This is a genomic window from Anaerobacillus sp. QJM3NY_32, assembly GCF_056173645.1.
Window position 1 is genome coordinate 1955286 of the sequence record NZ_CM149684.1, and the last position, 12749, is coordinate 1968034.

The 12749-nt window shown below is 39.6% G+C and carries 14 protein-coding genes; 12 read left to right on the top strand and 2 right to left on the bottom strand.

Annotated features, from left to right (window positions below; genetic code table 11):
• Positions 1-27: 27 nt before the first annotated feature.
• Positions 28-1701, bottom strand: a complete 1674-nt coding sequence (locus AC0VYH_RS10390) for a CoA-disulfide reductase (RefSeq protein ID WP_475373733.1) — start codon at positions 1699-1701, stop codon at positions 28-30.
• A gap of 323 nt (positions 1702-2024) precedes the next feature.
• Here AC0VYH_RS10390 and AC0VYH_RS10395 point away from each other — a divergent pair, with 323 nt between their 5' ends.
• The 10 genes from AC0VYH_RS10395 (at position 2025) to AC0VYH_RS10440 (ending at position 9476) form a co-directional block, all read left to right on the top strand.
• Positions 2025-2786, top strand: coding sequence for a C40 family peptidase (locus AC0VYH_RS10395; protein WP_475367302.1), 762 nt, complete (start codon positions 2025-2027; stop codon positions 2784-2786).
• Between the two features lie 206 nt (positions 2787-2992).
• Positions 2993-3430, top strand: a complete 438-nt coding sequence (locus tag AC0VYH_RS10400) for a hypothetical protein (RefSeq protein ID WP_475367303.1) — start codon at positions 2993-2995, stop codon at positions 3428-3430.
• A 46-nt stretch (positions 3431-3476) separates the two neighbouring features.
• Positions 3477-3761, top strand: coding sequence for an NUDIX domain-containing protein (locus tag AC0VYH_RS10405; RefSeq protein ID WP_475367304.1), 285 nt, complete (start codon positions 3477-3479; stop codon positions 3759-3761).
• A 312-nt stretch (positions 3762-4073) separates the two neighbouring features.
• The gene (locus AC0VYH_RS10410; RefSeq protein ID WP_475367306.1) at positions 4074-4607 is read left to right on the top strand and encodes a dihydrofolate reductase family protein; all 534 of its coding nucleotides are present in this window, start codon (positions 4074-4076) and stop codon (positions 4605-4607) included.
• A gap of 194 nt (positions 4608-4801) precedes the next feature.
• Positions 4802-5035 (top strand): hypothetical protein, encoded by a 234-nt coding sequence (locus AC0VYH_RS10415; protein ID WP_303531359.1) that lies wholly within the window; start codon positions 4802-4804, stop codon positions 5033-5035.
• A gap of 55 nt (positions 5036-5090) precedes the next feature.
• Positions 5091-5342 (top strand): DUF4083 domain-containing protein, encoded by a 252-nt coding sequence (locus AC0VYH_RS10420; RefSeq protein ID WP_430242539.1) that lies wholly within the window; start codon positions 5091-5093, stop codon positions 5340-5342.
• Between the two features lie 524 nt (positions 5343-5866).
• Entirely contained in the window at positions 5867-7678 is a 1812-nt protein-coding gene (locus AC0VYH_RS10425) for a beta/alpha barrel domain-containing protein (protein ID WP_475373734.1), read from the top strand.
• 232 nt (positions 7679-7910) lie between these two features.
• Positions 7911-8315, top strand: a complete 405-nt coding sequence (locus tag AC0VYH_RS10430) for a VOC family protein (RefSeq protein WP_475367308.1) — start codon at positions 7911-7913, stop codon at positions 8313-8315.
• A 156-nt stretch (positions 8316-8471) separates the two neighbouring features.
• Positions 8472-8735, top strand: a complete 264-nt coding sequence (locus AC0VYH_RS10435; protein WP_475367309.1) for a hypothetical protein — start codon at positions 8472-8474, stop codon at positions 8733-8735.
• A 219-nt stretch (positions 8736-8954) separates the two neighbouring features.
• A complete protein-coding gene (locus AC0VYH_RS10440; protein ID WP_475373735.1) occupies positions 8955-9476 on the top strand; it encodes a GNAT family N-acetyltransferase in 522 nt (173 codons plus the stop codon).
• Positions 9477-9502: 26 nt separating this feature from the next.
• Here the strand turns inward: AC0VYH_RS10440 and AC0VYH_RS10445 are convergent, their stop codons facing one another.
• Positions 9503-9724, bottom strand: coding sequence for a hypothetical protein (locus tag AC0VYH_RS10445; RefSeq protein WP_475373736.1), 222 nt, complete (start codon positions 9722-9724; stop codon positions 9503-9505).
• A gap of 760 nt (positions 9725-10484) precedes the next feature.
• On the opposite strand from AC0VYH_RS10445, the gene AC0VYH_RS10450 reads away from it, so the two are divergent.
• A complete protein-coding gene (locus tag AC0VYH_RS10450; RefSeq protein ID WP_475368945.1) occupies positions 10485-11921 on the top strand; it encodes a DUF11 domain-containing protein in 1437 nt (478 codons plus the stop codon).
• Between the two features lie 220 nt (positions 11922-12141).
• The gene (locus AC0VYH_RS10455) at positions 12142-12696 is read left to right on the top strand and encodes a GNAT family N-acetyltransferase (protein WP_430242527.1); all 555 of its coding nucleotides are present in this window, start codon (positions 12142-12144) and stop codon (positions 12694-12696) included.
• Positions 12697-12749 lie beyond the last annotated feature (53 nt).

The following is a 12749-nucleotide window of genomic DNA, read 5'->3' on the forward strand; positions in this document are numbered from 1 at the left end:
TTATGAAAATAGTAGATTATTTGAAATTCATTCCAAATAATTCCTGTGCAATTGTTTTTCTCTAACTAGCTCATAAGTCCGATACCCACCATCAAGATTAACCGCTTCAAACCCATTCTCCAGAAGAATACGTGTCGCAATATATCCCCGTAACCCAACCTGACAATGCACATAAATCGCTTCATCCTGCGGCAGTTCATGAAGCTTACTCCGTAATTCATCCACTGGAAGATTAATAGCTCCTTTAATAAATCCATTCTTGAATTCTGATGGAGTTCGTACGTCAATAAGTGTACCGCCGTTTTCCACGATCGTATCAATCTCATGCCACTGAACGGTTTCAATCATACCTTCAACGATGTTACTTGCTACATATCCCGCCATATTCACCGGATCTTTCGCTGAAGAGTAAGGAGGGGCGTAGGCGAGTTCTAAGTCAGGGAGGTCGAGAACGGTTAAGGCTCCTTTAATCGCGGTTGCGATGACATCGATTCGCTTATCCACGCCATCCTTACCGACTGCTTGGGCACCGAAGATCTTTCCTGTTTCTTTATCGAAAATGAGCTTCAAGGCAATGGGGGAGGCGTTTGGATAATATCCGGCGTGTGAACCTGGATGAACGTGCACAACTTCATAAGCAATACCAAGGCTTTTTAAGGTTTTCTCATTATTACCTGTCGTAGCAACGGTGTAGTCAAACACTTTGGCAATGGATGTTCCGAGTGTCCCTTTATAAGGTGTTTTTTTGCCGTAAATGTTATCAGCTACGAGTCTTCCCTGTCTGTTTGCTGGCCATGCTAAAGGAATCATGGTTGGTTCCTTATTAATGTAACACTTTACTTCAATGGCATCACCAATTGCATAGATGGAAGGATCACTCGTTTGGAGGTATTCGTTTACTTGAATCCCGCCTCGTTTTCCTACAGATAAACCGGCATGGACAGCTAGTTGATTTTCTGGGCGGACGCCGATTGACAAAATGATCAGGTCCGTAGCGATTTCTTTTCCGCTTATGCTGAGCACTTTCGTTCCATTGCTTTCGAACGCCTTTACTCCGTCATTTAAAATCAAGTTAATGCCTTTATTCCTAAGGTGCTGGTGAACGATTGCGGCCATTTCATAATCGAGTGGTGGCATAATTTGATTCGCCATTTCAATTAGCGTGACGTTCATGCCAAGGTCGCTCAAGTTTTCAGCCATTTCAACCCCGATAAAGCCACCGCCTATAACAACAGCATGTGATGGCTTCTCTTCATCAACATAAGATTTGATCCGATCGGTATCAGGAATATTGCGAAGCGTAAAGAGTGCCTTTGCTTCATTGAGCCCAGGGATCGGTGGCACAATCGGACGCGCTCCTGTTGAGAGAATCAGTTGGTCATACGTTTCCTCGAAAGTTCGACCGGATTTTAAATCGTGCACAGAGATGGATTTTTTTGCACGATCAATTCGTGTGACTTCGCTCAAGGTACGAATATCAAAGTTATACCTTGCTGTCATGCCTTCTGGTGTTTGGACGAGTAGTTTCTTGCGGTCTTCAATCGTTCCACCTATATAGTAAGGGAGCCCACAGTTGGCGTAAGAAATATACTCACCTTTATCAAACATAACAATTTCTGCGGTTTCATCTAATCTCCTTAAACGAGCTGCCGCTGTTGAGCCACCAGCTACGCCACCAACAATGACAATTTTCTTACTCATATGATCGTCTCCTTTTTAATTACCTATAGGGGTATTTGTCTCTTTTATTATATTTCATTATTGTAGGGAAGAATGTGATGGTTCTCACATTTAATTGAATGATGACACATCTAGTAACACTGAAAATGCTTTTTGTAAAAGTTATCATCCAGGCTTAATCACAGTGAAACCTCGTGATCGAACTTTTCTGTTAGACTAGGTGAATCGGCTCGAAGAAGTGTGACAATCACACGGCATATAGGTTGCTAGTAGTTACATATCTTAAATTTTTATTTATCTATCAAGTTGCTAAACTTCAGCTAGAATCGGTAGGAGGAATTTACATGAACAAATCTAGATTAACCGCACGAAAATATATTGCTTCATCTACTTTGGTGGCCGCGATGGTTTTTTCTCCGGTCTTAAGTGAAGGGGTATTTGCTAAGGTCGACTCAAATGATGTGAAGCAAAGCGATTCTGTTAGTTCATCATCAATTAACGTTCTGAGCGGGGACCGTGGCGAGGCTGTTACGGCACTACAAACAGAACTGGAATCTCTCGGTTATTATTCATATAACTTGGATGGTATTTTTGGTCAGATCACAGAAGATGCTGTTGAAGAATTTCAAAAAGACGAGGGACTTACTGTAGACGGTATAGCTGGACCTGAGGTTATGGGTGCACTATCCTCAAGTGAATCCGAAGCGACTGAAACGTCAGATGACGCTCCTACTGAGTCCGTTTCCGAATCCGAAGTGGTTTCCATTGCGGAAAGCTTAATTGGAACACCATATGTATGGGGCGGCACAACTCCAGACGGGTTTGACAGCAGTGGGTTCATCCAGTATGTGTTTAACGAAGCTGGAGTCGACTTATCAAGAACGGAACGTGATATGTGGAAATATGACGGGACAGAAGTAGAGTCTCCAGCGATCGGGGATGTTGTCTTTTTTGAAGGCACTTATGATGTAGAAGGAGCTTCACATAGCGGAATCTATATCGGCGACAACCAAATTATCCACGCAGGTAGCGGCGGAGTGGAAGTCACTGATCTTAGCTACGACTTTTGGCAAGACCATTATTTAGGCGTTAAGTCATTCAAATAACCATCATATAAGGCCAGCGTGATTTCTAAATAATCGCGTGGCTAGTTCAAGAGGGATGCTAATCATTTCATAAGATGATTAGCATCTTTTTTTCGCGGTTCATTGAGCGCTGCATGAAATCTTCTCATTCATTTACAATCGTCATCTGTATGGATATCATTGAAATTGAGAAAAGATATCTTATGTTATGAAAGTGAGATTCAATCATGTCAAAACATCACGCACTACAAAACATCTATCAAAGAAAGTTAGCGGTAAGCGTTGCTTATATTGTGTTATTGTCACTTCTTACGTCAATGCTATTTTTTCCGGAAATGTCATATTTCCATGGTATGAACCATTTGTTCTTTGAAATATTTTTAGCTATTTACATTTATGGCATTTGGGCTTCGTTGTTAAGTGACGTCTTAGCCTCGATTCTATCGGATCGAACTAGAATACGAGAGGTGTATGGATCAGCGTTCTTTCATATCGGGGCTGGAGCACTCTTTGGCCTTGGGGCCATGGCTATCGCTTTTTCGTTTTTCTTATTGGATCGCTTTTTCATGAAATACATAAAAGTAAATTGGACGATCCCTTTCATATGTTTTGGAATTCTAGTTCTCATTTTTATTCTAAACTTGAATAACTATTTTCCGTCTTAGTTAAAAGATCAGTAGAATAATCATAAAACAACTATGGAGGTTAGTTATGGACTACATACAGCACCTACGTTCTATGGTAGGTCATGAGAAAGTCATTATGGTCGTAGCGGGGGCGATGGTTTTTGATGATGAGAATCGATTGCTGTTACAGCTTCGCACTGATAGCGAGTCATGGGGACTGCCAGGTGGGTTTATGGATTTGAATGAATCGGTTCAGGAAACGGCAAGACGAGAAGTATTTGAAGAGGCGGGTCTTGTGCTGAAAGACATGTCGCTGTTTGGGATCTATTCTGGCCCCGATAAAGAAAAAACGTTTGGTAATGGCGATTAGGTGTCACCGGTTCAAATTCTATTCCGCTGTCATGATTTTGAAGGTAAGCTACGAGGAAGTGAAGAGTCGTTCGAGACAGCATTCTTTTCACTAGGTGATCTTCCGGAAAACCTCTTCAGTGAGCACAGACTTATGATTAATGATCTTGTAAGTGATAAGGAGCAGCCTATCCTTGGGTAATAGAAATGATTCAAGTAAGGCAACATATTAGAGGTTAAATGTGAGATAGTAAGAGAGATTCGCCGTCTTTTCATTATTTGATATAGTGATCTTCCAACAAATCACTTCAATGAGTATATAGGAGGGAATTCAATGCCAAAGCGGAAAGTATCCGTATACATCGCAACTAGCGTTGACGGCTACGTTGCAACGGAAGATGACTCACTCGACTGGCTTTTTAAAGTTGATCCAGAAGGTGACGCGGGTTATGGGGAGTTCATGAAAGATGTTGACACACTCATCATGGGGCGACGTACATATGACTGGATAATGGAACAAGAGAACGGGGTTAACCCGTATGAGGGAAAAGCTTCCTATGTGTATACGACTCAATCACGAGAAAACACAGACGATGTTACATTTACATCGGAAGACCCTTCTTCATTATTGAGTAGATTAAATGAGCAGGGTGGAGGGACAGTCTGGCTGATCGGTGGCAGTGTATTGGTTCATGAGTTTCTTGAGAAGAATTTGATTGATGAATTCATTATCTCGCTTGCACCAGCGTTAATTGGAAAAGGAATTCCACTATTTCAACACAGTGAGATCAAGCATGACCTGGAGTTAACCGATGTGCGCCAGTATGGTCAGTTTGCACAGCTTCATTACTTAGTTAAAAAAGGATAATGGAAGATATTGAAAAAGCCGTTCAATCAAATTGTCCAAAAATGGTTTGGGCACATTGATGAACCGCTTTTTTTATGCGATTTTGATAAGAAAATCCTTGAAGGACGCAGTTTGTTGGTAAAAATATGGTATTGTTTAATAGTAAATGAATGGGATTATGAAAGTGGTTAGAAAAAAGTTATTGGAGGGTTTTTTTGTATTTACTATTATCGATCTTTTTAGCCTCTATTTTAGGGTTCATTTTGATGATGACTGGGCCACTAGTAGGTGGAATTGTAGCGTTTGGCATCGTTGCTGGTTGCCTTTTCCGTGGACTGTATCTCCTTCATGACATCCATCACAGAGTTTCTAAGATTACCCCAGAAAGAGATAAAGTGAAAGAAGCTTATCAAAAGTACCTAAATGAGCGTGAAAGCTCTTCCTCTTAAAGAAATTGATGAGTGCACAGCTTTAAGTATTGGGCAAGTAGGATAAAGATTAGAAATGGAAGATAAGGTAAAATTACATTGTATTTCATCTAAGAATATTGAAGAATGGAGTAGTGGTAGTTTGGATAATGGACCTTCCTTGTTAATCTTTATGATGACAATCATATTGATGGGCATTACTGTAGGATCTTTCGTATTATTTATAAGACGGCTGCTGATTAATTCAAAAGTTAATCATAAGCGAACGAAAAATGTTGAGGACAAGCTCGATAGAATTATCGAGTTGCTAGAAGAGAAGAAACGATGAAAGAGTTAAAATATGACCTTATGAAGAAGTGGAAGCTTGAGTAAATCTGATTGTGGCGTGTATGCGCGCAGTCTTTTTTCTATTTCTGTTAACGGTAATCGAAAAGGAAAGAGAAATTCCTAGTTCCTTCAAATAAACAAGAAAAACAGTCCCGCTATTTAGTTAAAGAACGATGCATTAGAAAGGCGTGATTTCTTTGACTCATTTACGAAAAGTGAATTTATTGTTGGCATTCGTAGCAATAGGAATGGCTTTTACTCATTTTTTTATTTTGCCTAACGCGATTTCTAGTCAAGTCTTTATCTCATTTTTGTTTGTCATGTTTCTGCTGTTTGGAATCGAAAAAATAAGAGAAGAAGAACAAAATAAAAAAATAGCCAATACATACATTGTTACAGCGGTTATACTTTTCATTCTGTTAATGACTGATTTATTATAAAAAATATAAACTAATGGAAACACACACTTTATTTAGCAAATTAGTAAACTATAATTAAATTATGTAAACTAGAAGGGGTGATTATATGCCGGACTGGTCCTACCACGTCATGTTTAAACCTTTTCTATCAAAATGGAGTCCCGAAGCTTCAAGAGAGTTTATTCATCAATCCATGAATCGTATCGCTTCACTTCCAGGTGGACAGCATCTCATTCATTTTTTAGGAAGAGAAGAGGTAGCGGATGAGCTGATGGTTAAGATCGAAGACATTACTTTTCCAGGCTGTGTGGGGCTATCAGGCAAAATTGATCCCAGACTCTCTGGTTTAAAAGGATTTAGTCATTTAGGGTTTGGCTGTATTGAAATTGGTCCGATTACGAAGGAGCCATTTGAAGAATACACGAAACCAACGAGGCTTCAGAATGGAAGTATTGCTTTTTCTGAACACGGAGAGAGAGCGGGGCTTGCAAAGACGATTCAACGATTAGATCAAGCCAAGTTGGTTCAGCCCGCTATGTTCCAGTTAAGCGGTACAAACGTTGAGTTAATTGAGATTGCTAGAGCTTTAAAACCTTATAACGGTGTTTATGAAATTGATTATAACGAAATCGATTTTACTCATATGGAAGTGCTGAGGTCCATTCGAGAATGGAAAAGCATTTATGTTCGAGTGCCAGGTAATCAAATTGAAAAGGCTGACTTGGATTCTATTTCTCCATATATAACGGGTGTTGTGATTGATGAAGTGCAAGGTTTGGATACGTTGGCAAACCTTGCGATACATAAGGAAGCGATTGCCTATTGTCAAAAAGAATATCCTTCATTACGATTGGTGACCGTGGGTGGAGTGAAGGAACCTGATGATGCTCTACAGCTAGTGAATCACGGTGCTGATTTGTTGTTCCTATCTGGTGAATATGTCGAAGCTGGGCCAGGGTTGCCTAAGAGAATTTATGAAGCGATGAACGACAGCGTTTTACAAGAAGAAAGTCGTGGATGGAAAGACTACTTTTTGTTTGGATTATTCATCATGATCGGTGGCATGATTGCTTTAATGTTAAGTCTTACTTCGATCGTTTTACCATATGATGAAAGGTTTATGCAGCTAACTCGTGAGGAGCTGTTTCTCTTTAATGAACGACTCTTATGGTTTATGGCACATGACCGAATGACGTTAGCAGGAACGATGATTTCTGGTGGGATTGTTTATATGACGTTGTCTTATAACGGAGTTAAGTACGGTTTGCTGTGGGCGAAGCAGGCGATTGATATTGCGGCAATTATCGGTTTTCTAGGCATCTTGCTTTTCATTGGCTATGGATACTTCGACTGGTTACACTTGCTGTTTTGGATTGTGTTATTACCCTTTTACTTTAGAGGATACGTGAAAACGAAAGGCATTAAGAAAACGCCAAAATCACGCAACCGTCGGAATGACCTGGCATGGCGTAAAGGCGTTATTGGGCAATTTTGTTTTGTTATGCTTGGCTTTTCATTTGTTCTGGGTGGAGTGATTATTGCAGGAATTGGTGTGACAGGGGTTTTTGTGCCAGCGGATTTACAATACATCTGCATGCCAGCGGATCTCATTCAGTCCTTCAATGATCGATTGATCTCAGTCATCGCCCATGACCGTGCTGGATTCGGAGGAGCGATGATTAGCGTTGGATTGTTAGTGCTAATGTCTGCTCTTTGGGGCTTCCAATCGGGGAATGCCTGGCTATGGTGGATGTTTCTTATAGGAGGATTGCCTGCATTTGTAGCAGGAATTTATGTACACATTATGATTGGCTATACGACGTTTATTCACTTGCTACCGGCCTATATCGCTCTTGCACTATACTTTGGAGGCTTGTATTTTTCAAAACGTTACTTGATGGGGAAGTATTCATCTTGAAGAATAAGAAAAGGTTTTGCAATTGTTTAATGCGGATTTAATTTTAATAAAAGCTGAAGTTGACTTTAAGGTACTTCAGCTTTTTTATATGAATAATTCTTTTATTTCATCCTAAAGTTGTAGAAAAGTTCATTCATTATTCCACTGCTATGACGCTGAAGAAATTTTAAAATATTAGTATATAACAAATATCTATTAGTATTATTGAGATCATGAATTGAAGGGAACGACGATGAAATTTCAAGATTTTAACGCAGTGCAAGTTCGAATAGCTAGGCCGACCGATCAATTGAATAAGATTATTCAGTTTTATGAACATGGATTAGGCTTGCAGCGAGTGGCTGAATTTACTGGACATGCAGGATATACGGGAGTGGTATATGGATTACCTCATCTATCTTATCAGCTAGAGTTCACGTCACATGAAGAAGGTAGCCCTTGCCCTGCTCCTACTGCTGATAACTTGATCGTTTTCTATATTCCAAATGGAGAAGAGCTGAAGAGCGTAGCAAAAAGACTTAATGAAATGGGGCATAGGGAAGTAGAACCTGAAAATGTGTATTGGAAAGAGAAAGGGATAACGATTGAAGATCCTGATGGCTGGAGAGTTGTACTAATGAATACAGAAGGGATTTAAACTTAATAGATACGTAACTTTTATACTTGTAGTTGGAATTGAGTGTGGAATAATATGTTAAAATCAACGGTAAGGATAAAAAGGATTTATTATTATGAAACTGCTCACACCAAAATTACGTAAAGCGTCACCACGTTGAAAAGGAGGAGGGGACAAATGACACCTGTTCTCTTAACAATTATCACGGTTATAGCCTTAATTGTAGCTACATTTATCGTTTTTCGTAAAAGAAAAGCGGCTGATTTGACCGGTATAAAGAGTGCTTTAACGCCAGTGTTTCTCTTTCTTATTGCGATCGTGAACCTTTTAGCTTACTGGTTTGATTTCATGGGAATGATTAACTGGGTTGCGATGATGGTTTTTCTCTTACTCGGTGCTTATTTCACTAAGTACTCCTTGAAAACCGAAAACAAGGCTTAATCTGTTGTTTTGACTGAAAGAGTGTAAACGATGGTTGTTCGGATTGCGTTGTTAGCGGCGATGATGCTTTCGATACTTTTTTATATCTACCGTCACGCACTCTTCATTAGGCCAAAAACATTAAACTGGCTCAGTCCTTGTAGGAATTTTGGGCGTTGCATGAATTGATTCATGATCGGTAAAGTTCTACTATGATTGATTTAGCGGGGGGAGAACATGATGGAAGTTAAAATACATAGACTTCAAAAAAGTGATGCGGAATCATTGTTTCACTTTGAAGTCGCAAACAGAATTTATTTCAATAAGATGGTCCCAGATCGTGGAGAGGATTATTATAAATTTGAGACGTTTAACGACAAGCTCGTACAATTAGTAACAGAACAATCTCTGGGTTTATCGACCTTTTATCTTATAAAAGATGAAAATGGCACGATCTTAGGAAGAATTAATTTAGTAGATTTCAATCCCTCCAATAATACCGTCGAGCTTGGTTATAGAATTGGTGAAGATAATACCGGCAATGGAATAGCGACAAAAGCGATCAAGCTTTTATTAGAAAAGACAACCAATCTCGAAGTCATTCAATGCATTATAGCTAGAACAACTCAAGATAATGTCGCCTCACAGAAAGTACTTGCGAAAAATGGTTTTACATATACCTATACGAATCAAGATGAAGTCTTATTGAACGGCAAGTTTGTATCGTTGCTTCATTACATATGGAAAAGGGAAGCCCGTTGATCATTGTGATTAGCGGGCCTTTATTATTATCCAGCTTGCTTTTGAGCAAGCTCTTGATCAATTAAGAGAAGAGCGGATGTATTATCACCTGCTAACTTTAATCTCTCTACGATCGTAAGCGCTTGTGCTTCTTCATCAATTTGTTCTCGTAAGAATTCCTGTCCAATAACTGCTGTTTGCGGGTTGATTTTTTTAATAAAGTTATAGGCCTGATGGTAGGAATTAGTGATATTCTGTTCGTGCTCCAATACTTGTTGGAACGTTTGAAGTGGAGTTCAAAAATTGGTCGATTGCTCAGGGAGAGCGCCTAATTCTACTACACCATCTTTTCCTGCTAAGCTTAAGCAAATGGGTACGTTCTTCGTCTGACTGAATTCGTAACCAACTAGCCATACCTGTGTAATTTTTTCGATCTATATACGCTAACATTGTCAACTACAACGTTGTAGAAATGCGTTCGATTTGAATCAATCTGTTTAACAGGGCTTGAACTTCCTTTTATACTATTGCATCTACCTCGTCATCTTCATATAACTCACTGTATTAAGTAGTTGTTTGTCTCGTTACAGCATAAAAAGTTTAAGAGAAACAGCCTCTTGTTTGAATTCGTATGAACGAGTTCAAAGGTGTTTTTTGCTTTTTTCATAAGAGTAAGCCGTCTCATTCGCCGTTTCATCATGTTCATGATCTTCATATATTAACGTAGGATTAGTTGATGCTAAGAAAACTGCGTCTATATTTACAATAGAGATCGTCTATCGAAATTAAAGAAAAGTGAAATACCTCTGATAGCTAGCAATAACATAATGTAGTAGTGACGGATTTAGGCATCGACGTAGGGAAGTGTAATTTACAATGAATTGTCGAACTAGACGAGCATGCACACCCTGTCCTAACGCGATGCATACAATAGATAAGAAATATTAAACAAATGGTAACTTGAAGAAGTTGAAGAATTCAGCTTCTCATGCTTCGAGTTTACTACATTGTTAGAAAGGATAACTGATTATGGCTTTTATAAATCGATTTGCAACAAATAACTGTGGTGCCATAACATTTACAGGAAATACACTCGGGCTTAGTGGAATTAGTAATATACCAAACACCGCAGGAACAGATGGTACAATCGGTGCATTTATTACGCTTGATAGTGGTTCAACTGTCGATGCCTTTCCACCACCAACAATCGTCGGATCAGCAGGCACAACGACAATCTATACTGAGAATGAATCTCAAGCTGTTCTCGTCTTACCTGTCGGAAGTACAGTGCTCTATGCTGAATTGATTTGGGGAGGACTGTATTTAGGTGGTGGAGAAGACCTTTCGGGGTTAATAGATGATGATATTTTATTTTCTACTCCGATTATCGGTGATACCCCGATTACACCTGATCCTATCACAGCAAATGAATTTAACGGTTTTTATATGCGTTCAGCAGATGTGACCACCCTAGTACAGTCTGCGGGAGCAGGAACTTATAGTGCAGGAAGTGTGCCAGCGATTGTCGATGCTCCAGGGTTTGTTAACCATGCGGGGTGGACTCTTGCAGTTGTCTATGCAAATACAGCTTTGAATAACCGTAATATGAACCTTTATGTTGGTGCAGATGGACAAGTAAGTAACGGTAACCCGATTGACGTCCCGATAGCGGGTTTTTTAACTCCACCTAGTGGTGACGTAGAAGCAAGAGTGCTCTTGAGTGCACAAGAGGGTGACGCGAATATTACTGGGGACCAGGCAGAATTTGGGGTAGATGCATTTACGCTAACGAATCTGTCAGGGCCACGTAATCCAGCATTAAATTTCTTTGGTTCACAGATAACGGACGATTCAGGAAACATTGATATTAGTGGTTCTTATGGAGACCGCAATCATATACCAGGTACTCCAGGTACAAACATATTTGCTGGAAGACAGGGATGGGACATCAGTAATGTGGATGCGACCAACTATTTACCTAACAACCAGGCCTCTGCGTTATTTCGATTTAGTTCCACAGGTGATCTTTATATGCCGAATGCGCTAGGCGTCCAGATTGACTTTGGGGAAGCAGATTTAGAATTGGATAAAGAAGTGAGTAAAACAATCTCCTACGCTGGAGACGTTTTAACATACACCGTTACAATAACAAACGATGGCGTGGTAGAAGCTGACAATGCTTTTTTTGAGGATCTTCTTTCTGATGGTTCAGAGTTTATTCCAGATACGGTGAAGATAGACGGCATTACCCAACCAGGTTTTGACCCGGCGGTGGGCTTCCCATTAGATCCAATTCCGGCGGGAGATTCCCGTGTAATTACCTATAAGATACGTGTTGGTAGTAAGTGCTTTATTATTAATGAAGCAACTCTTACGTATAGCTGCGGTAAAGTAGCAACTAGTAATTCAGTGATTACAACAGCTTGTCAGCGGTGTTGCGGGGATGACGGTGGGTGTTGCTGTTAATGAAAGGGTGCTGTATTCATGCTCAGCATCCTTTTTTACGTTCGCTAAAATTATAGAGATTTACTACCCTATCGGTGATTGTAAACAAACTGATTGCTAGATAGAAATATTTTTGAGAAACAGAATGAATAAAAGATGGCATTATTCTAAATTTTTTGAAATAATTGGTATTAATTAGCTTTCTATATATTTATGAATAAGGAAAAGGTGGGGGTATCGTATGTTTAGTTTAAAAGTGAATGAAGAGGTCTCCTTAAAGTTACTTCAAATGGAAGATGCGCAAGAGCTATTTGAATTGGTTGACCATTCAAGAGATTATTTAAGGGAGTGGCTTCCCTGGGTGGACAATATGAAAGAAAAAGAGGATTATATGCCAGTGATTGAAATGTGGCTAAAACAGTTTTCTTCACATGATGGATTTCAAGCAGGTATTGTGTACAATGAAAGATTAGCAGGCGTGGTAGGATTCCATGGCATCGATTGGTCTAACAAGAAAACGAGTATTGGCTATTGGCTATCAGATAAGTTCCAGGGTAAGGGGATTATGACAGCTGCCGTTAATGAACTAATTGTCCAGGCATTTGAAGTATACAAATTGAACCGAATTGAAATACAGTGCGGGATAGAGAATAAAAAAAGTCAGGGAATTCCGAGACGTCTTGGTTTTAAACCCGATGGAATCATAAAAGACGCTGAATATTTGTACGATCACTTTCATGACACCATCCTGTACAGTCTTCTCGCGAAAGAATGGAATGAATATCGTGAGAGTTAATAAACGCACAGAATTTAAATTGACTATAGCGTATAGGGGTATGAATGAGGTGT

What these genes read in the sequence shown, in the direction of transcription:
- AC0VYH_RS10425 (WP_475373734.1), top strand. Translation starts at nt 5,867, where the DNA reads ATGCCGGACTGGTCCTACCACGTCATGTTTAAACCTTTTCTATCAAAA.
- AC0VYH_RS10455 (WP_430242527.1), top strand. Translation starts at nt 12,142, where the DNA reads ATGTTTAGTTTAAAAGTGAATGAAGAGGTCTCCTTAAAGTTACTTCAA.
- AC0VYH_RS10420 (WP_430242539.1), top strand. Translation starts at nt 5,091, where the DNA reads ATGGAAGATAAGGTAAAATTACATTGTATTTCATCTAAGAATATTGAA.
- AC0VYH_RS10400 (WP_475367303.1), top strand. Translation starts at nt 2,993, where the DNA reads ATGTCAAAACATCACGCACTACAAAACATCTATCAAAGAAAGTTAGCG.
- AC0VYH_RS10440 (WP_475373735.1), top strand. Translation starts at nt 8,955, where the DNA reads ATGGAAGTTAAAATACATAGACTTCAAAAAAGTGATGCGGAATCATTG.
- AC0VYH_RS10390 (WP_475373733.1), bottom strand. Translation starts at nt 1,701, where the DNA reads ATGAGTAAGAAAATTGTCATTGTTGGTGGCGTAGCTGGTGGCTCAACA.
- AC0VYH_RS10405 (WP_475367304.1), top strand. Translation starts at nt 3,477, where the DNA reads ATGGACTACATACAGCACCTACGTTCTATGGTAGGTCATGAGAAAGTC.
- AC0VYH_RS10450 (WP_475368945.1), top strand. Translation starts at nt 10,485, where the DNA reads ATGGCTTTTATAAATCGATTTGCAACAAATAACTGTGGTGCCATAACA.
- AC0VYH_RS10435 (WP_475367309.1), top strand. Translation starts at nt 8,472, where the DNA reads ATGACACCTGTTCTCTTAACAATTATCACGGTTATAGCCTTAATTGTA.
- AC0VYH_RS10430 (WP_475367308.1), top strand. Translation starts at nt 7,911, where the DNA reads ATGAAATTTCAAGATTTTAACGCAGTGCAAGTTCGAATAGCTAGGCCG.
- AC0VYH_RS10410 (WP_475367306.1), top strand. Translation starts at nt 4,074, where the DNA reads ATGCCAAAGCGGAAAGTATCCGTATACATCGCAACTAGCGTTGACGGC.
- AC0VYH_RS10395 (WP_475367302.1), top strand. Translation starts at nt 2,025, where the DNA reads ATGAACAAATCTAGATTAACCGCACGAAAATATATTGCTTCATCTACT.